At 72.6% G+C, this 18,268-nt stretch carries 18 protein-coding genes; 10 read left to right on the top strand and 8 right to left on the bottom strand.

Going from position 1 to position 18,268, the window contains the following annotated elements; genetic code table 11:
* Nucleotides 1-25 precede the first annotated feature (25 nt).
* Complete coding sequence (locus ACFZAT_RS19505) at nt 26-424, bottom strand: SsgA family sporulation/cell division regulator (protein ID WP_391265462.1); 399 nt, start codon at nt 422-424, stop codon at nt 26-28.
* Between the two features lie 199 nt (nt 425-623).
* Here ACFZAT_RS19505 and ACFZAT_RS19510 point away from each other — a divergent pair, with 199 nt between their 5' ends.
* From ACFZAT_RS19510 to ACFZAT_RS19540, 7 genes are all read left to right on the top strand, one after another.
* Nucleotides 624-1,682, top strand: a complete 1,059-nt coding sequence (locus ACFZAT_RS19510) for an energy-coupling factor ABC transporter permease (protein ID WP_391265463.1) — start codon at nt 624-626, stop codon at nt 1,680-1,682.
* A gap of 1 nt (nt 1,683) precedes the next feature.
* Nucleotides 1,684-2,445 (top strand): cobalt ECF transporter T component CbiQ, encoded by a 762-nt coding sequence (cbiQ, locus tag ACFZAT_RS19515; protein WP_391265464.1) that lies wholly within the window; start codon nt 1,684-1,686, stop codon nt 2,443-2,445.
* The gene (locus tag ACFZAT_RS19520) at nt 2,442-3,215 is read left to right on the top strand and encodes an ATP-binding cassette domain-containing protein (RefSeq protein ID WP_391265465.1); all 774 of its coding nucleotides are present in this window, start codon (nt 2,442-2,444) and stop codon (nt 3,213-3,215) included. Before cbiQ ends, ACFZAT_RS19520 begins: the two co-directional genes overlap by 4 nt.
* Nucleotides 3,216-3,281: 66 nt before the next feature.
* Complete coding sequence (locus tag ACFZAT_RS19525; RefSeq protein WP_391265615.1) at nt 3,282-4,442, top strand: serine hydrolase; 1,161 nt, start codon at nt 3,282-3,284, stop codon at nt 4,440-4,442.
* A gap of 75 nt (nt 4,443-4,517) precedes the next feature.
* A complete protein-coding gene (locus ACFZAT_RS19530) occupies nt 4,518-5,294 on the top strand; it encodes a glucose 1-dehydrogenase (RefSeq protein ID WP_391265466.1) in 777 nt (258 codons plus the stop codon).
* Between the two features lie 108 nt (nt 5,295-5,402).
* Nucleotides 5,403-5,966, top strand: a complete 564-nt coding sequence (locus tag ACFZAT_RS19535; protein ID WP_391265467.1) for a sigma-70 family RNA polymerase sigma factor — start codon at nt 5,403-5,405, stop codon at nt 5,964-5,966.
* On the top strand, nt 5,963-6,883 hold the full coding sequence (locus ACFZAT_RS19540) for a CU044_5270 family protein (protein WP_391265468.1): 921 nt from the start codon (nt 5,963-5,965) through the stop codon (nt 6,881-6,883). Before ACFZAT_RS19535 ends, ACFZAT_RS19540 begins: the two co-directional genes overlap by 4 nt.
* Nucleotides 6,884-7,066: 183 nt before the next feature.
* Here the strand turns inward: ACFZAT_RS19540 and ACFZAT_RS19545 are convergent, their stop codons facing one another.
* The 4 genes from ACFZAT_RS19545 to ACFZAT_RS19560 form a co-directional block, all read right to left on the bottom strand.
* Nucleotides 7,067-7,489, bottom strand: coding sequence for a DoxX family membrane protein (locus tag ACFZAT_RS19545; RefSeq protein ID WP_391265616.1), 423 nt, complete (start codon nt 7,487-7,489; stop codon nt 7,067-7,069).
* A gap of 19 nt (nt 7,490-7,508) precedes the next feature.
* The gene (locus ACFZAT_RS19550; protein ID WP_391265469.1) at nt 7,509-9,266 is read right to left on the bottom strand and encodes a discoidin domain-containing protein; all 1,758 of its coding nucleotides are present in this window, start codon (nt 9,264-9,266) and stop codon (nt 7,509-7,511) included.
* 148 nt (nt 9,267-9,414) lie between these two features.
* Complete coding sequence (locus ACFZAT_RS19555) at nt 9,415-10,515, bottom strand: DUF1996 domain-containing protein (protein ID WP_391265470.1); 1,101 nt, start codon at nt 10,513-10,515, stop codon at nt 9,415-9,417.
* 157 nt (nt 10,516-10,672) lie between these two features.
* Nucleotides 10,673-11,563 carry a LysR substrate-binding domain-containing protein gene (locus ACFZAT_RS19560; protein ID WP_391265471.1) on the bottom strand — a complete coding sequence of 297 codons (891 nt, stop codon included), beginning with the start codon at nt 11,561-11,563 and terminating at the stop codon, nt 10,673-10,675.
* Between the two features lie 91 nt (nt 11,564-11,654).
* On the opposite strand from ACFZAT_RS19560, the gene ACFZAT_RS19565 reads away from it, so the two are divergent.
* Both ACFZAT_RS19565 and ACFZAT_RS19570 read left to right on the top strand, forming a co-directional pair.
* Entirely contained in the window at nt 11,655-12,578 is a 924-nt protein-coding gene (locus ACFZAT_RS19565; protein ID WP_391265472.1) for an EamA family transporter, read from the top strand.
* Nucleotides 12,575-13,210, top strand: a complete 636-nt coding sequence (locus ACFZAT_RS19570) for an NAD(P)H-binding protein (protein WP_391265473.1) — start codon at nt 12,575-12,577, stop codon at nt 13,208-13,210. Before ACFZAT_RS19565 ends, ACFZAT_RS19570 begins: the two co-directional genes overlap by 4 nt.
* Here the strand turns inward: ACFZAT_RS19570 and ACFZAT_RS19575 are convergent.
* The 3 genes from ACFZAT_RS19575 to ACFZAT_RS19585 form a co-directional block, all read right to left on the bottom strand.
* Complete coding sequence (locus ACFZAT_RS19575; protein ID WP_391265474.1) at nt 13,204-13,728, bottom strand: NUDIX domain-containing protein; 525 nt, start codon at nt 13,726-13,728, stop codon at nt 13,204-13,206. The two genes, ACFZAT_RS19570 and ACFZAT_RS19575, sit on opposite strands and share 7 nt — an antisense overlap.
* Nucleotides 13,725-15,374: a penicillin-binding transpeptidase domain-containing protein gene (locus ACFZAT_RS19580; protein WP_391265475.1), complete on the bottom strand. Its 1,650-nt coding sequence runs from the start codon at nt 15,372-15,374 to the stop codon at nt 13,725-13,727. Before ACFZAT_RS19580 ends, ACFZAT_RS19575 begins: the two co-directional genes overlap by 4 nt.
* Before the next feature lie 146 nt (nt 15,375-15,520).
* Nucleotides 15,521-17,299 (bottom strand): phospholipid carrier-dependent glycosyltransferase, encoded by a 1,779-nt coding sequence (locus ACFZAT_RS19585; RefSeq protein ID WP_391265476.1) that lies wholly within the window; start codon nt 17,297-17,299, stop codon nt 15,521-15,523.
* A 52-nt stretch (nt 17,300-17,351) separates the two neighbouring features.
* Here ACFZAT_RS19585 and rsmI point away from each other — a divergent pair, with 52 nt between their 5' ends.
* Nucleotides 17,352-18,248 (top strand): 16S rRNA (cytidine(1402)-2'-O)-methyltransferase, encoded by an 897-nt coding sequence (gene rsmI / locus ACFZAT_RS19590; protein WP_391265477.1) that lies wholly within the window; start codon nt 17,352-17,354, stop codon nt 18,246-18,248.
* Nucleotides 18,249-18,268: the final 20 nt, after the last annotated feature.

An 18,268-nucleotide genomic window follows, 5' to 3' on the forward strand; every position in this document is an offset into this window, starting at 1 on the left:
GGTGCACGGGGGCTCTCGGCGTGTGTCAGGCGCGGGCGGTCTCCGGCCTCGGCGTCTCGTGCTGCGGGGTCTCGCGCTTCGGGGCGTCGTGGTGCGGCGCCTCCTGATGCGTACGGCGCAGGAAGCGGACCAGCGGGGCGCAGTCGAACTGCACGACGTCGACGCCCGCCGCGTCGTGCCGCTCCACGACCACCTGGACCCGGCCGCACGGCCAGATCCGCCAGCCGTCCTGCTCGACCGGATAGCGCAGACCGCGCTCCAGCAGCTCGCGCTCGACGGCCCACTCCGTGCCGCCCGGGTAGGCGATGCGGATCGCCGCGGGGGACTCCGCGCCGTCGAACCGCAGCTCGACCGGGACGACGGGCAGGTCGCGGGCGTCGGTGACGAGCCGGGCGCGTGCATGGTCATGGATCACGGAGGACATGGGCCGACTCTCCATCCTGCTTCTGCAACTTTGTTATCTAATGTCCCATATTTTACGTAAAGAGCATTACGGAAGCCCTATGCAGTTGTGGTGGACGCGCTCTTGCGAACGCTTCGCAACAAGGTCCTATCATTGAGAGGTTCACGACCCCGCGCACCCGGCGCAGCAACGCGAGAACGCAGGAAGCGGAGCCTCCCCCATGCATGTACCCGACGGATTCATCAACGCACCCGTCTCCGCCGTCGCGGGCGTCGTCGCCGCCGGAGCCGTCGCCGTCAGCCTGAAGGGGGCGCGCCGCGAACTCGACGAGCGCACCGCGCCGCTGGCCGGTCTGGTCGCCGCCTTCATCTTCGCCGTGCAGATGCTGAACTTCCCCGTCGCCGCCGGGACCAGCGGCCATCTGCTCGGCGGGGCGCTCGCCGCGATCCTCGTCGGGCCGTATACGGGGGTGCTCTGCATATCCGTCGTCCTGCTGATGCAGGGCATCCTCTTCGCCGACGGCGGCCTCACCGCGCTCGGCGTCAACGTCCTCGACATGGGCATCGTCACCACCGTCGTCGCGTACGCCCTCTTCCGCGGCCTGGTCGGCGTGCTGCCGCGCACCCGCCGCTCGATGACCGCAGCCTCCTTCGTCGCCGCGCTGGTCTCCGTACCGGCCGCCGCCTGCGCCTTCACGCTGATGTACTGGATCGGCGGGACCACCGACATTCCGATCGGCAAGGTCTTCACCGCCATGGTCGGCGTGCACGTCCTCATCGGCATCGGCGAGGCCGTGATCACCGCGCTCACCGTCGGCGCCGTCCTCGCCGTCCGCCCCGACCTGGTCCACGGCGCGAAGGGCCTCGCCGCCCCGCTCAAGCTCCGCGTCGACGGCGAACTGGTCGACGCCCCGGCACCGGTCCGCGAGCCCGCCCCCGCCGCGCACCGCCCGACCCGCGGCCTCTGGGTCACCGGCCTGGTCACCGCCCTCGTGCTCGCCGGGTTCGTCTCCTTCTACGCCTCCGCCAACCCGGACGGCCTGGAGAAGGTCGCCGCCGACAAGGGCATCGACAAGGAGGCCGAGGAGCACGCCGCCGCGGACTCCCCGCTCGCCGACTACGGCGTCAAGGACGTCTCCAACGCCCGCCTCTCCGGCGGCCTCGCCGGCATCATCGGCGTCGGCGCCACCCTCGTCGCGGGCAGCGGCGCCTTCTACGTGGTCTCCCGCCGCCGCCGTACGCAGGGCGAGGCCGACACCCGTACCGACGAGAAGGTCTGACATGGGCGCCGGCCACGCCCACAAGCTCTACCGGCACGGGCACTCACCGGTCCACGACCTGCCACCGCACTGCAAGCTCGCCGCCGTGTTCTGCTTCGTCGTGGTCGTCGTCTCCACCCCGCGCGAGGCCGTCTGGGCCTTCGGGCTCTACGCGCTGCTCATCGCGGGCGTCACCGCGCTCGCCCGCGTCCCGGCCGGCTTCCTGCTGAAGAGGCTGCTGATCGAGGTGCCGTTCGTCGCGTTCGCGCTGCTCATGCCGTTCGTCGTGCCCGGCGAGCAGACCCACGTCCTCGGCCTCTCCGTCAGCGTCCCCGGCCTCTGGGGCGCCTGGAACGTGCTCGCCAAGGGCACGCTCGGGGTCGCCGCGTCCGTGCTCCTCGCCTCCACCACCGAGCTGCGCGAACTGCTGCTCGGCCTCCAGCGCCTCAAGCTGCCGCCGCTGCTCGTCCAGATCGCCTCCTTCATGATCCGGTACGGCGATGTGATCACCGACGAGATGCGCCGCATGTCCATCGCCCGCCGCTCCCGCGGCTTCGAGGCGCGCGGCATCCGGCACTGGGGCGTCCTCGCCAAGTCGGCCGGGGCCCTGTTCATCCGCTCCTACGAGCGCGGCGAACGCGTCCACCTCGCGATGGTCAGCCGGGGCTACCGGGGCTCCATGCCCGTCATCGACGAGGTGACCGCCTCGCGCACCCAGTGGGCGTACGCCTCGGCCCTCCCGCTGCTCGCCCTCGCCGTGTGTCTGGTGGGATGGACCGTATGAGCACCGACCCCGCCCCCGTACCGCCCTCCCTGGAGGTCAGCGGCCTCGCCTACGCGTACCCCGACGGCCACCAGGCGCTCTTCGGCGTCGACCTGACCGTCGGACGCGGCGAACGCGTCGCGCTGCTCGGCCCGAACGGCGCCGGCAAGACGACCCTCGTTCTCCACCTCAACGGCATCCTGGAGGCCGGAGCCGGGTCGGTGCGCGTCGCCGGGATGCCGGTCGACAAGCGGAACATGGCCGAGATCCGCCGCCGCGTCGGCATCGTCTTCCAGGACCCCGACGACCAGCTCTTCATGCCCACCGTCCGCGAGGACGTCGCCTTCGGGCCCGCCGCCGGGGGACTGCGCGGCGCGGAGCTGGAGGAGCGGGTCATGGAGGCGCTGAAACAGGTCGGCATGGAGGAGTACGCGGGCCGGCCGCCGCACCACCTCTCCTTCGGGCAGCGCCGCCGCGTCGCCGTCGCCACGGTCCTCGCGATGCGGCCCGAGATCCTGGTCCTGGACGAGCCCTCCTCCAACCTGGACCCGGCCTCCCGGCGCGAACTCGCCGACATCCTGCGCTCCCTGGACGTCACCGTCCTGATGGTCACGCACGACCTGCCGTACGCGCTGGAGCTCTGCCCCCGCGCGGTGATCCTCAGCGACGGCGTCATCGCCGCCGACGACCGCACCCAGGACCTCCTGTGCGACGAGCCCCTGATGCGCGCCCACCGGCTGGAACTCCCCTTCGGTTTCGACCCGCGTTCCGTGACGGTGAATTCCGGGTGACCCGCCCCACCTCCCACCTGCGGCGCCGTGCACCATGGGGGGATGAGCGGGAGTGCGGCAGCAGGCGTGGACGTACGGGGCACGGCGGCGCCCGGATTCGAAGCGGTCCGGGACGCGTTCGTCCGTAACTTCGAGCAGCGCGGGGACCGGGGGGCGGCGCTCGCCGTCTACCGGCACGGGCGCAAGGTGGTCGACCTGTGGGCCGGCACCAGAGACGTGGACGGCACCGAACCCTGGGCCGTCGACACCGTCCAGGTCGTCCGGTCCGCGGGCAAGGGCATCGCCGCGGCCGTCCCGCTGCTGCTCCACCAGCGCGGCCAGATCGACCTGCACGCCCCGGTCTCCACGTACTGGCCGGAGTTCAAGGCGAACGGCAAGGAACGTGTCCTCGTCCGCCACCTCCTCGCCCACCGGGCGGGCGTCCCGGCCCTGGACCGGCCGCTGACCCCGGAGGAGGCCGCGGACGGGGTGAGCGGGGCGCACGCCGTCGCCGCCCAGGCCCCGGCCTGGGAGCCCGGCACCGCGCACGGCTACCACGCCCAGACCTTCAGCTGGCTCATCGGCGAACTCGTGCGCCGCGTCACCGGGCGCACCGTCGGCCGCTGGGTCGCCGAGGAGATCGCCCGCCCGCTCGGCCTCGACTTCTGGTTCGGCATCCCGGACGACGAGGCGCACCGGGTCGGCCGGATCGGGCCCGTCGAGGCGCCCGCCGCCGAGAACACCGGCGCGCTGCGGATGCGCCCGAAACGGTCGGTGGTGGACGCCTACCGCGACCCGGAGTCGCTGACCCGGCGGGCATTCGGCGCGATCGACCCGCTGCCCGACGAGAACGACGCCGCCTACCGGGCCGCCGAACTCCCCGCCTCCAACGGCACCGCGACCGCGCGCGGCCTGGCCCGCTGCTATGCGGCGATGATCGGCCCGGTGGACGGCCAGCGGCTCTTCGCCCCGGCCACGCTGACGCTGGCGCGCACGGAGGAGTCGGCGGGCCCGGACCGGGTCCTGGTCGTCAACACCCGTTTCGGCCTCGGCTACATGCTCCACGGCCCGTCGAGCCCGCTCCTCGCCCCCGGCTCCTTCGGCCACCCGGGCCGGGGCGGGTCGCTGGGCTTCGCGGACCCGGAGAGCGGGATCGCCTTCGGGTACGTGACGAACGGGCTCCAGAAGGGGGTCACGGCGGACCCGAGGGCGCAGGCGTTGGTGCGGGCGGTGCGGTCGGTGCTGTGACCGGTGGGCGCTCGGGGGGAGTTGCTGCCGGCCGCCCCGGGCCGAGGCCCTGATCCGCGAGGTACCGTCGGCGCCATGACTCGCTTTGATGGATACGGCGTCCTCATCACCGGTGCGGGCCGGGGCATCGGCGCCGCCACCGCCCGCCTGCTGGCCTCGGAGGGCGCCCGCGTCCTCGTCACCGACCTGGACGGGGACCGGGCGGAGGCCGTCGCGGCGGAGATCCGGGCGACTGGGGGCGCGGCCGAGGCGCGGGCCTGCGACGTGGCGGACCGGGCGGCGGTCGAGGCGGCGGTGGCGTACGCCGTGGAGACCTTCGGCGGGCTCGACGTCCTCGTCAACAACGCCTACTCGTGCAGCCTGGACAGCACGCTCTTCGAGGACGAGCCGGACGAGACCTGGCACCGCGACCTGGACGTCAGCCTGGGCGGCGCCTACCGCTGCTCGCGGGCCGCGATGCCGCACCTGGCCGCGTCGGGCCGGGGCGCGATCGTGTCCATCGGCTCCGTGAACGGCGTGCAGGACTTCGGCAACCACGCGTACAGCGCCGCGAAGGCGGGCCTGGCGAGCCTCACCCGCACCCTCGCCGGCCACGCGGGCCCGCGCGGCGTCCGCGCCAACCTCGTCGTCCCCGGCACGATCCGCACCGACGCCTGGGCGGGCCGCGAGGCGGAACTGGACCGGGTCAGCGCGCTGTACCCGCTGGGCCGGGTCGGCGAACCGGAGGACATCGCGAAGGCGGTCGCGTTCCTGGCGTCGTCGGACGCGGAGTGGATCACGGGGACGTCGTTGTGCGTGGACGGGGGCCTCACGGCGGTGAACACGGGGTTCCGGGCGGCGGTTTCGCAATAGAGGGCCGGACGGGGCGCTCGCACCCCGCACTCCTCCGCGAACGCTCGTCCCGATCCCGTGCAAGTACGGGTGAGACCGCCGCCCCGGCGGTCCGGGACAGGAGACCCCATGGACCCGGACGAGGATCTGCTCGCCCGCTCCGCACGTGAACCCACGGCCTTCGAGCCGCTGGTGGCCCGCCACTCCGCCGCCCTGCACGGCTACCTCGTACGCCGTGCCCCGTCCGCCGCCGACGACCTGCTCTCCGAGGTGTGGCTCCAGGCGTACGCCCACCGCGCGACGTTCGACGCCGCGCGCGGCTCCGCCCGGGGCTGGCTGTTCGGCGTCGCCCGCACCGTGCTCGCCCGCCACCGGCAGACCGCGGCGCGGGCAGCCGCCCGCACGGAGCGGGGACCCGACGCCGCGACGGCCGACCCCTGGCAGGCGGTCGACCAACGCCTGGACGCGGCCTCGGTGGCCCCGGAGCTGCGCCGCGGACTCGCCGAACTCCCCTCCGCGGAGCGCGAACTGCTGCTGCTCGTGGCCTGGGAGCAGCTGACCCCCGCCGAGGCGGCAGCCGCCGTCGGCATCCCCGCCGGAACGGCCCGTTCGCGCCTGCACCGGGCCCGCGCCCGCCTGCGCGACGGACTGACCGGCCCCGCCCGTACGACCCTGACGGGAGACTTCGCATGACGCACGAGAACCGCCTTACGGACCTGATGGACTTCCCCGGCGCCGCCGCCCTGGAGCGTGCGGGCCGCACCGAACCCCTCGACCCGGCGGTCCGGGCCCGCGCCCACGCGCTGCTCCTGGACGCGATCGCGGCGGACGCCGCCCCGGCTCCCGTCGCCCGGCCCCGCTCCGGCCGCCGCCGGGTGTTCGCCCTCGCGGCGGCCGTCGCGGCGGTGGCGGTGGGCGCGGCGGTCCTCCCGGTCACCGGCTTCGGGGACGGCGGCCCGGCGGCGAGCGCGTCGGCGGCGGAGGTGTTCACGAGCATGGCGGACCGGGTGGCGGGGGGACCGGCTTCCTCCGCCCCGTACTGGAAGACGACCATCCGGACGTGGGCCGAGGGGGACCGGGCCCACACCGACGACATCTACCTGGCCCGCGACAAGGTGGTCATCAAGACGGAGAACGGCCGCACGATCACCAAGGAGAACCCGAACGGGACGAGTTGGGCCGTCGGGAACAGCTCCGTCGGCTGGGACGATCTGGACGCCCTCCCCACCCGCCCCGACGCCCTCCGCCGCACCCTCGCATCCGGCGCGACGGGCTCGGCCGCCGAACAGACGGTCCGCCAGGCCGGCGAACTCCTCACCGGAGCCCCGGTCTCCCCGCGCCTGCGCGCCGCGCTCTACCGCGTGCTCGCGGGGACACCGGGCGCGGTGGTGACGGAGAACGTCAAGGACGGCACGGGCCGCACGGGCACCCGGATCTCCTGGAAGTGGAAGGAGAAGTGGCCCGTCCACAGCGACCACAACCCGAACTGGATCGTGCAACCGTCCACCGGCCGCCTCCTGGAACGCAACATGGAGCCCGGAAACAACCCCGGCCACATCTCGCAGCGCGACACGTACGTGTACGCGGGCCCGTCGACAACGACGGGATGAGGCGTCGTGATAGCGGAGCTATTGGGGCGTTTCGGGAACGCCGCGAGGTGCCGTGCCAGGCGTCGCGGACCCGGCCATGATCGGCAAGACAGCCCCTAGCCCCTCGCACGCCCCAGGAGTGTCCCCAACGCCGAACGGCCCCCGGGGGCAGTCCCGGGGGCCGTTCGCGGCGTGGCCGTTCCCTCAAACGGGGACGCCGAGGTGGGGTTCCTGCTGGGGCACCGGTTGCCTGGTGTGGGTCACCGCGAAGGCGCCCGGGCCCGTGAACGTCAGCAGCAGGAGCGTCCAGCAGAAGAGGGCCGCGGGTTCGCCGCCGTTCTCCATCGGCAGCAGGCCCACCCGCTGGTGGACGTCGAAGTACGCGAAGGCCATCGAGCCGGAGCCCAGGAAGGCGGCCGTGCGTGTGCCGAGGCCCAGGGTCACCAGGAGGCCGGCGGCGAGCTGGATGACGGCCGCGTACCAGCCGGGCCAGGTGCCCGCCCGGAGGGTGTCGCGGCCCAGGACGCCGAAGAGCGAGGCGACGCCGTGGCAGGTGAACAGCGACCCGATGACGATGCGGAACAGGCCGAGCGTGTAGGGCCGGGCGCGGTCCAAGTACGTGATCATCATGAGTGCCGTCCCCCGGTCAGCTGTAGATGCCGAACTCGTAGAGCGAGTAGCCCCAACCCGTGCCGCGTGCGGTGCCGTTGACGCGGACGTAGCGGCCCGTGCCGGTGACGTCGAGGTCGTCGATGTCACCGTTGCCGTCGGTCACGGTCTTGATCGTCGTCCAGTTCTGGCCGTCCTCCGACGTCTGGATCTCGTAGCCCTTCGCGTACGCCGGGTCCCACGCCAGCTGCACGTGCTTGATGGCCGTGGAGGAGCCCAGGTCGACCTGGAGCCACTGCGGGTCGCTCCAGTCGCTCGCCCAGCGGGTGTCGGACTTGCCGTCCACCGCGTTGTCCGCGCCGCACGGGCAGCCGCCGGTCGGGTCCGTCTGGAAGGAGGAGGCCGTGGCCGGCTTGCCCTGCGAGACGTTGGTGCCGTCCACCTTCGGCGGGATCACCTTGAGGGACTTGGTCTCGACGCCCACGTTGCCGTGACCGTCCCGGGCCTTCACGTACACCTTGTAGACGCCCGTCTTGCTCGGCGCCTTCGCGGTCAGCGTGCCGTCGCCGTTGTCGGTGGTCTCGGCGGGGACCAGGGCCTTGTTCTGGTCGATGTAGTTGCTGCTGAAGAGGACCTGGTAGGTGATCGCGTCGCCGTCCGGGTCCGTGGTGTGCGTGCTGACGCGCACGTCGGAGCCGGTGGGGACGCCCTCGGTGGCGTTGTCGACGGTCATGCCGGAGATCACCGGCGGGGTGTTGTCGCCGGAGGTGTCCGCGCCGTACGCCTTCTTCACCGCGTAGTACGAGAGCCGCTTCTCACCGCCCGGCAGCAGGTTGAACCACACACCGCCGAAGTCGTCCTCGGTGCCGTAGTGGAACATCGTGGCGCCCAGGGCCACCCCCGTGTGCCCCGTGACGCAGCCCCACGCCTTGGTGTAACCCTCGGCCTTCGAGGCGTCGGTGGGCTCCTCCGGTACGCCGTTGGCGTCGTCGTCCACCTCCCACTCACCGGCCGGGCCCGTCTCCGTGACGATGTAGGGCTTGTCGTAACCGCCCTGCTCCCAGTCCGACTTGACGTTGCACACCGCGTCGTAGGCGTTGACCGCGTAGAGGTCCAGGTCCGGGGCGTTCTTCTTGTAGTACGGCCAGGCGCCGGTCCACGCGTCCGTGGAGGTGACCGGGTGGTTCGGGTCGACCTCGTGGATCTTCTTCGCGATGTCGTTGACGAAGGAGGTGTACGCGTTGCGCTGGGCCTCCAGCTCGTCGCCGCCGTAGCAGTTCTGCAGCCCGAGCGTGGACTCGTTGCCCACGTTCCACATCAGCACACCCGGGTTGTCCTTGTAGGTGTCGACCCACTTCGGGAACTCGGCGAGCATGTCGTTCTTGTACTGCGTGTCCGTCAGGTAGTTGACGCAGCCGCCGCTGCCGGGACCGCCACCGGGCTGGAGCCAGAAACCGGCGATCACCTTCACGCCGTTGGCCGCCGCCGTGTCGAACAGTGGCTTGCTGGTGGCGTCCGTGCCCCAGGTGCGGATCGTGTTGACGCCCATCGACGCCAGGTCCGGGAGGTACTTCCCGGCGTCCGCGACCGAGGGGCCCCAGGTGAGGCCCTTGACCGTATACGGCGAACCGTCCACGGTCAGCTGCCAGTTGCCCTGCGAACCGGTGACCTTCACGACGTTGCCGGCCGCCTGCGCCGCCGGCGCCTGGAGGGCGAGCAGTCCGCCGCCCAGCAGCGCTGCCGCCGCGACGGGCGCGATCAGGCGCCGGGTGGTACGGGTGGGGGGATGGTGCATGTGTCTCTCTCCTTGCGGGTGGGGGGAGTCGGGGGATGGGGAGGTGATGCCGTACGCGCGTGGTCCGGGGCCTCCGCGATCTTGGAGAGCGCTCTCCGGTGCGGGCCGAAAAAAGGCCCCGGACCTGTGGGGGTACGCGCGGTGCCGGCTACGGCAGCTCGTAGTTCCCGTCGAGCACCGCACCCTTGTCGGGGTGGTTCTCGTCGTAGCCGTGCGGGTCGCACTGGAGGCCGCCCTTGATGCAGTGGGTGACCATCGCGTCCAGCGTGGCGGTGTCCCAGCCGTTCATGAAGTCGTAGTGGAACGAGAAGCCCGCTCCGCTCGCGAGCTTCACCTGCGACATGTCGCCGTTGACCGGCCACGCCATCTTGAACTCGATCATCGGCAGCGCGACCGGGTGGTCCGCCGGGCAGGAGTTGTAGTTGGCTCCGCCCGCGACCGGGTACGCCATGTGGCTCTTGTGGTCCGGTGTGTCCAGATGGATGCCGTCCCAGCAACTCGGTGCCTGGAGGCGCAGGTTGAGCTGCACGTCCCGGCGGTCGGGGCAGCTGGCCGGGAAGTTGTAGTTCTTGAAGGAGTCACCGCACTCCCAGCCCTCGACGGTGCCCTTCAGGTTCTTGAACTCCTCCTGGGTCTGCATCGGGCTGCCGACCACGTACCGCAGGCCCTTGGGGAAGGGGCGCACGCTGCGGTAGTCGGTCACGCCCGACTTGTAGTAGATGGTCTGGACGCCGTCCGGGAGGACCTTGGTGTCCCCCTTGAACAGGCTCGGCATCCAGTAGCCCGACTTGTCACCGGGCGCCAGGCACGTGGTGTCCCCTGACTCCAGTGAGGCGGCGGTGGTGTACGCGTTCGTCGTGGTGTTGCCCATGAACGTGTGGTCGTGGGACTTGCCGGGCTGGCCCGGGTAGACGATCGGGTCGTCCGGCGCGGTGTGCGTGGGGGCGCACTTGGCCTGGAACTCGTGGAAGTACGCCGTCGGCGGGACGTCCATCGAGGGGGTGACCCCGGTGACCGGCGGGTCGGCCATGATGTAACCGTCCCCGTCCGGGTCGTCGCCGGAGGCCTTCGTGGACGCCGGCATGCCGGGCATCCCCGGCATCGAGTAGGCCGCGTGCCCGGCGTGCGCCGCGGCGCTCGTCTCGGGCGCCGCGTTCGCCGTGGCCGCGATCCCGGCGATGCCCGCCGTGGTCAGGCTCAGCGAGGTGAACAAGAGCAGTCCGGTGAGGGTTCTGGACCTCCGTGGCATGGAGACCTCCTGCTGCGTCGTGGGGGAGCGTGGGGTGGGGGGAGGGCGCCCGGCCGGGGAGGACGGAAGCACTGCGATCATTCTTGGAGAGCGCTCTCCCGTGTTTCTGGAGTGTTCCGTCCCTGACAAGAGCGTGTCAATACTTCGGGTCGGCACTTCATGAGTCCTCCCCGTCCTCCACGGGGATGCCGAGCGCCCCCAGGAACGCCGTCGCGGCCGGAGTCCGGCCGGTGCGGCTCCAGGTGGCGTGCTGGACGCGGACCGGCGCGTCGGAGACCTCGACCGCGACGATGCCGGGGAGTTGGACGGCGTACGCGGGCGGCAGCATCGCCACCGCCAGGCCGGGGGTGACGAGGCTCGCGATGTAGTCCGCGGTGGTGACCTCGAAGGCGACGTCCCGGGCGAGTCCGGCGGCGGCGAACGCCTGGTCGGTCTGGGCGCGTCCGGCCGTGCCCGCCGGAAAGTCCACGAACACCTCGGAGGCGAGTCTGCGCAGGTCCACGGAGGTTGTCCCGGCCAGCGGATGGTCCGGGGCGACCACGGCGACGAGCCGGTCGCGGGCCAGTTCGTGGCGGCCGACGCCCCGGGGCACGGCGGTCGCGGGCAGCCCGAGGAAGGCCACGTCGAGGGTGCCCTCGCGGACCTGCTCGACCAGCTCGTCGCTGGCGCCGACGCGCAGGCTGACCCGCACCTGGGGGTGGCGGCGGCGGAAGTCGCCCAGGGCGGCCGGGATGTCGACGGCGGTGACCGTCGGGATCAGGCCCACCGCGAGCCGCCCGCGCACCTCGCCGACGGCCGCCGCGACCTCGGCGGCGGCGCGCTCGGCGGCCTCCAGGCACTGCCGGGCGGCCGGGAGGAACGCCTCGCCGGCCGGGGTAAGCCGCACCCGACGGGTGGTCCGCGCGAAGAGCCGCCCGCCCAGCTCCCGTTCCAGGCGGGCGATCTGATGACTCAGGGCGGACTGCACGACGAGGCACCGCTCGGCGGCCCGGGTGAAGCTGCCGGTCTCGGCCACGGCGATCACGTAACGCATCTGCTGGAGCTCCATGGATGCATCGTCCATTCATCGTGGATCGAGAACAATGCGGTGACGGACATGTGTTGGACTCATCAATGGGCTCGGGCCGAGACTTCGGGACATGACAAGCCGACCCACGCGGGGGGCCGCCGGGGCGCTGCCCCGTACCGCCCTGACCGCGCTCGCCCCGGCGGTGTGGGGCACCACGTACCTCGTCACCACGGAGTTCCTGCCGGCCGGGCACCCGCTGTTCGCCGGCTTCCTGCGCGCCCTGCCCGCCGGCCTCATCGCCCTCGCCCTCACCCGCACGCTGCCGCGCGGCACCTGGTGGGGGAAGGCGGCGGTGCTCGGGGTGCTCAACATCGGGCTCTTCCTGCCGCTGCTGTTCATCGCGGCGGAACGACTCCCGGGCGGCGTCGCCGCCACGCTGGGCGCCGCGCAGCCGCTCGTCGTCGCCGTCCTCGCGGTGGCCGTCCTCCGCCACCGTCTGTCCGCCCGGCCCCTGGTGTGGGGCGTGACGGGGGTGCTCGGCGTCGGCCTCGTGGTCATCGGGCCCGGGGCGCAGCTCGACGGGGCCGGGGTGGCGGCCGGTCTCGCCGGGGCGGCCACGATGGGGTTCGGCGTGACGCTCACCAAGCGGTGGGGGCGGCCCGAGGGCGTCGGGCCGCTCGCCTTCACCGGCTGGCAGCTCACCGCCGGGGGCCTCTTCCTGGCGCCGGTGACCTTCCTCGCCGAGGGCGCCCCGCCCGCGATCGACGGCCGCGCCGCGCTCGGCTACCTCTGGCTGGGCCTGGTCGGCGGGCTGCTGACCTACGCCCTGTGGTTCCGGGGGATCGGCGCGCTGCCGGTCACCTCGGTCGCCGTCCTCGGACTGCTCTCACCGCTGGTCGCGGCCGGTCTGGGCGCGCTCGTCCTCGGGCAGACGCTCGGCCCGGTCCAGCTCACGGGCTTCGCGCTCGCCCTCGCCTCGATCGTCGGCGGCCAGCTCCCGGGGCGCGCCCCGGGCGCCCTCCCCACTCCCGTACCCGAAAGGACCCCTCGATGAGGATCGCCGTCATCGGAGCCGCAGGCATGGCCGGTTCCCGCGTCGTCACCGAAGCCGCGCCCCGGGGCCACGCGCTCCTCGCGGTGTACCGCTCCACCCGCCCGGACGCCCTGCCGCCCGGCGTCACCCCGGTGGCGGGGGACGCGGACGACACCGAGGCGATGTGCGCCCTGCTCGACGGGGCCGACGCGGTGGTGGCCGCCACCCGTCCGCCCGTGGGGCGCGAGCACACGATCGCGGCGACCACGACCGCGCTGCTCGACGCGGCGGCGAAGACCGGGACGCGCGCTCTGGTGATCGGCGGCGCGGGCCCGCTGGCGGTCCCCGGGCACCCCGGGCGGCTGGTGGTGGACGATCCCGCGTACGTACCGCCGCAGTGGCGCACGGTCGCCGCCGCCAGCTCCGCCCAGCTCGCCGCCTGCCGGGCGCACCCGGCGGCCGACTGGACCTACCTCAGCCCGCCGGCCGTCCTGGAGCCGGGCCCCCGCACGGGTGCGTACCGCCGGGGTACGACCACCCTCCTCACGACGGGGGACGGCGCGTCCCGCATCGCGGTGGAGGACCTGGCGGTGGCGGTGCTGGACGAGCTGGAACAGCCGCGCGGGGACCGGCACTTCACGGTGGGCTACTGAGCGCCGGAGGCCCGCAGCGCGGCGGCGATCCGGTCGTGGATCAGGAGGTCGGCGGGGTCACGGTTCTCCCTGAGCCGGTCCAGGTCCCCGGGGCCGAACCAGCCGTAGTCGCTGATCTTGGCCCACTCCAGGGCGGGGTGGTCCAGGTCGCCGTCGACCTCCACGAGGTAGTCCGCCTCGTGGCGCAGCCCGCCGCCGTCGCCGCCGGTCCAGCTGGTGACGCCGAGCAGGGTCCGGAGCCGGCGCAGGCGCCATCCCGTCTCCTCGGCCACTTCCCGGGCGAGGGCGGTCAACAGGGTCTCGCCGGGCTCCACATGGCCGCCCACGATGTCCCAGCAGCCGGGGAACAGCCGTTGGCGGGGGCCGCGCTTCTGCGCGAAGGCGCGGCCCTGTCCGTCGAAAATCACCCCGCCGACGGCCCAGGTCTCGCCGTCGGCGGGGACCGGGACGTCGACGCCGGGATCGACCAGGACGTCCGGGCCCGGCGCCCCGGGCCCCTGGTCCGCCGGGCCCGTCACGGACCCGCTCGCAGGACCTCCGCGACGACCGGGCCCGCCGCGTCGCCGCCGTGGCCGCCGGACTGGACCAGGGCGGCGGCCGCCAGGTCGTTGCTGAAGCCGGCGAACCAGCTGTCGGAGGTGGCGTGCCCGTCGACCTCCGCCGAGCCGGTCTTGGCGCCCTTGTCGCCGCCGACACTCGCCATGGCCTGGGTCGCGGTGCCCTCGGGGGCGGTCGCGGTGTAGCGCAGCATGTCCTTGAGCTGGCCGGAGACGCCGGGCGGCAGCGGGGTCGCGGTGGCGAAGGTCCGGTTGTCCAGGGACTGCGCCACGATGAACGGCTGCCGGAAGCGGCCGTTGACGGCGGTGGCGGTCACCGAGGCCATGTTGAGCGGGTTCATGAGGATCTTGCCCTGGCCGATGAACGAGGCGGCCGTCTCGGCGCCGGAGGACTCGGGGACCTTGCCGTCGACCGTGGCGATGCCCGTCTGCCAGTTCCGGCCGATTCCGAAGTACTGCTCGGCCTCGACGGACAGGGCGGTGTCCCGCTTGTCCTTCAGGGGTGCGACCGGCTTGATGAAGGCGGTGTTGCACGACCGCGCGAAGGCCGTCTTCAGAGTCGCGCTCGGCATCGAGAAGTTGTCCAGGTTGTGGAAGGTGACACCCTCCCAGCTCACCTGGGACGGGCACTCCACGGGCGCGCCCGCGCTGCCCAGTCCGTTCTGGATGATCATCGCGGAGGTGATGATCTTCATCGTCGAGCCCGGAGCCACCGCACCGCTGCGGGACGTCTCGAAGCCGGTCGGAGGGTTGTTGGCGATCGCCCGGATCGCGCCCGTCGACGGCTCCACGGCGGCGACCGACGCCTTCTCGAACTTCTTCACGCCCCGCTCGGCCGCCGCCTGCACCTTCGCGTCCAGCGTCGTCCGCACCCGGCCCGACTTGCCCTTGACCAGGGTCAGCAGGGTCTTGTCCACGCCGTCGGCGGTCGCGCTGTTGATCCAGGTCTCGATGCCCGTCGTGCCGCCGGCCTTCTCACCGTACTTCTTGCGCAGCTCGTCCAGGATGCCGCCGAGCGACGGGTACTTCTCCTTGGTGAGCACCTGCCCGTTGCGGTCGACCGCCTCGATCGACGCGCTGGAGGACTCGCCGGTCTCCAGCGACTCGCCCTTGGCGAGGTCCGGGTGGATGACGGAGGGCTCCCAGTCGACGAGCGGGCGGCCCGTGGTGAGTCCGCGGACGACGGTGAGCTTCGAGGCGTACGACCAGGACTTCGTCGCGCCCTTGTACGAGACCGTCGCCTTCACGGTGTACGGGACGGTCGAGCCCGTCGCCGCGCCCGGGGTGATCACGGCCTTGGTGACGTGCGCCGTGTCGCTGTAGCCGGTCAGCGCGGGCTCCGCCTCGGCCTTGTTGTTGGTGAGCGCCGCCGCCACCGTCGCGTCGCCCCCCGCCCACGCGGCGAGGAACTTCTTCGACGTGTCGGCGATCTCCTCCTCGGTGACCGGACCCGACCTCACCTCGGAGGAGTCGGCGGCCGTGCTCGTATTGCCGCCGACACCGCTGTCCCCGAGGCCGTCCAGGATGTTGTACGCCCCGTACCCCACCCCGCCCAGCACGAGTGCGAACACCCCGCCGACTATGCCTACCTTCGCCCCACTGCGCATTCCCCTACGTCCCCATCCCCCGGCGCCTGCTTCTTGAACACGTTCAAGAAGGCTGTACGGGGCACCTTACGGGACGGTCGTGACAGGAGTACCGGTTGTTATCGGAACGCGACGCGGACCTGCCGTGAATGGCGGGATGGGGCCGCTCAGATCCAGGTGTCCAGCCACATCCGGTCCCGCCACGCGTCCTCCGGGATCGGTGTCCCCGTGAACAGCGGCCAGAAATAGATGAAGTTCCAGATGATCAGCAGCACCAGGACCCCGGCCGCCACCGCGCCCAGCGTCCGCCGCCGCTCCCCGGAGGGATCGGGTTTCGCCAGCCCGAGTTCGTACCGCGGTCCCGTCTCCGCCGCCGGTCCCAGCATCGCGCCGATCATCATCGACACCGCCAGGCACAGGAACGGCACGAACACGACCGCGTAGAACAGGAAGATCGTGCGCTCCTGGTACAGGAACCACGGCACCCATCCCGCGGCCACCCCGCAGGCGATCGCGCCCGCCCGCCAGTCGCGGCGGAAGATCCACCGCCACAGCACGTACACCAGGGCGAAGCAGGCCGCCCACCACAGCAGCGGCGTCCCGAGCGCCAGCACCTCGCGGGAGCACTTCCCGGTCACCGACTCGGCGCAGCCGTTCTGCTCCTCGTAGAAGTACGAGACGGGCCGGCCCAGCACGATCCAGCTCCACGGATTGGACTGGTACGTGTGCCCGGACGTGAGGTGCACATGGAAGTCGTACACCTGGTGCTCGTAGTGCCACAGGCTGCGCACCCAGTCCGGCAGCCAGGTCCAGTTGCCGCCCTTGCCGTCGGTCGTCGCCCAGTCCCGGAAGTAGCCGTGCCGGTCCGGCGAGTTCCGGACGATCCAGCCCGTCCAGGAGGCGAGGTACGTGGCCAGCGCGACCGGCACCACCGAGACGAACGCCGGGAGCACGTCCCGCAGCAGCACCGCCGTGTACGGGCGCACGGCCCCGGCGGTGCGGCGCGCGCCCGCGTCCCACAACACCGTCATCAGGCCGAACGCGACCATGATGTACAGGCCGTTCCACTTCGTCGCGGCGGCCAGGCCCAGCGAGACACCGGCGGCGATCCGCCAGGGCCGCCAGCCGAGGCGCAGGTGCTCCGCGACCCAGGTGTCCGGGCGCAGCACCCCGTCCTCGTCCACCGGAAGCGCCGCCGCGAGCCGGGCCCTGGACCGGTCGCGGTCGATCAGCAGGCAGCCGAACGCGGCCAGCACGAAGAACATCAGCACCAGGTCGAGCAGCGCGGTGCGGCTCATCACGAAGTGCAGGCCGTCCACCGTGAGCAGCGCGCCCGCCAGACAGCCGAGGAACGTCGAGCGGAACATCCGGCGGCCGATCCGGCACAGCATCAGCACCGACAGCGTGCCGAGCACGGCGACCATGAACCGCCAGCCGAACGGCGTGAACCCGAACATCTGCTCGCCGAGCCCGATGATCCACTTGCCGACCGGCGGGTGCACCACGTACCCGGGATCGGTCGGCACCGGCACCTGCGAGGGGTCGTTCAGGATCAGCTTGTCGACGTCCTTGGGCCACGCGCCCTCGTACCCCTGGTTGATGAGCGCCCAGGAGTCCTTCGCGTAATACGTCTCGTCGAATATCACCGCGTGCGGGCTGCCCAGCTTCCAGAAGCGCAGCACCCCCGCGACCGCCGCGACCAGCAGCGGACCGCCCCAGGCCGCCCAGCGCACCAGCCGGTCCGCGAGCAGCGGCGGCACGCCGAGCACCGCCCACAGCTGGTTCCCGGGCCGGGTGTACGGCGGGCTCAGCCGCTCCCGCAGCCCGATTCCGGGGCGCGGGGAATGGCCGAAGCGGCGCAGCCGCCGCTGCCAGGAGGTCGGCTCCGGGCCGTGCTGTTCCCCGGCGTCTTGGCCCTGCCGGGCTTCGGGCGCAGTACTCGTCACCGCGCCATCGTAGGGAACGCGTCTGTGGGAGCGGTGTTCCCCGTGCGGGAGGATGGGGCTTGTGACTGGAACGACTGGAACGCTCGTGCTCGCAGGGACCCCCATCGGCGACCTGGCGGACGCCCCGCCCCGCCTCGCCGCCGAGCTGGAGGCGGCCGACGTGATCGCCGCCGAGGACACCCGCAGGCTCCGCCGGCTGACCCAGGGGCTCGGCGTCCACACCACGGGACGTGTCGTCTCGTACTTCGAGGGCAACGAGTCCGCCCGTACGCCCGAACTCGTCGAGGCACTGGCCGGCGGGGCCCGGGTGCTGCTGGTCACGGACGCCGGGATGCCGTCCGTCTCCGACCCCGGCTACCGGCTGGTCGCCGCCGCCGTGGAGCAGGACATCCGGGTCACCGCCGTGCCCGGCCCGTCCGCCGTGCTCACCGCGCTCGCCCTGTCCGCGCTGCCGGTGGACCGGTTCTGCTTCGAGGGCTTCCTGCCGCGCAAGGGCGGTGAGCGCCTCTCCAAGCTCCGCGAGGTCGCCCGTGAGCCCCGCACGATGGTCTTCTTCGAGGCCCCGCACCGCCTGGACGACACCCTCGCCGCGATGGCCGAGGTCTTCGGCGCCGAGCGGCGCGGCGCGGTGTGCCGCGAGCTGACCAAGACGTACGAGGAGGTCAAGCGCGGTCCGCTGGGCGAGCTGGCCGCCTGGTCGGCCGCCGAGCAGGTACGCGGTGAGATCACCGTCGTCGTGGAGGGCGCGGGCTCCACGGGCGAGGAACTGTCCGCCGAGGAGCTGGTGCGCAGGGTGCGGGTGCGCGAGGAGGCGGGGGAGCGGCGCAAGGAGGCGATCGCCGCCGTCGCCGCCGAGGCGGGGCTGCCCAAGCGCGAGGTGTTCGACGCCGTCGTGGCGGCAAAGAATGCTGCTCGGACCGGCCACGCGGACGGCAAGGGACTATCGTGAAAAGCAAAGCGAGAGCCGCG

Source organism: Streptomyces sp. NPDC008163, assembly GCF_042956885.1.
Lineage (GTDB): Bacteria > Actinomycetota > Actinomycetes > Streptomycetales > Streptomycetaceae > Streptomyces > Streptomyces drozdowiczii_A.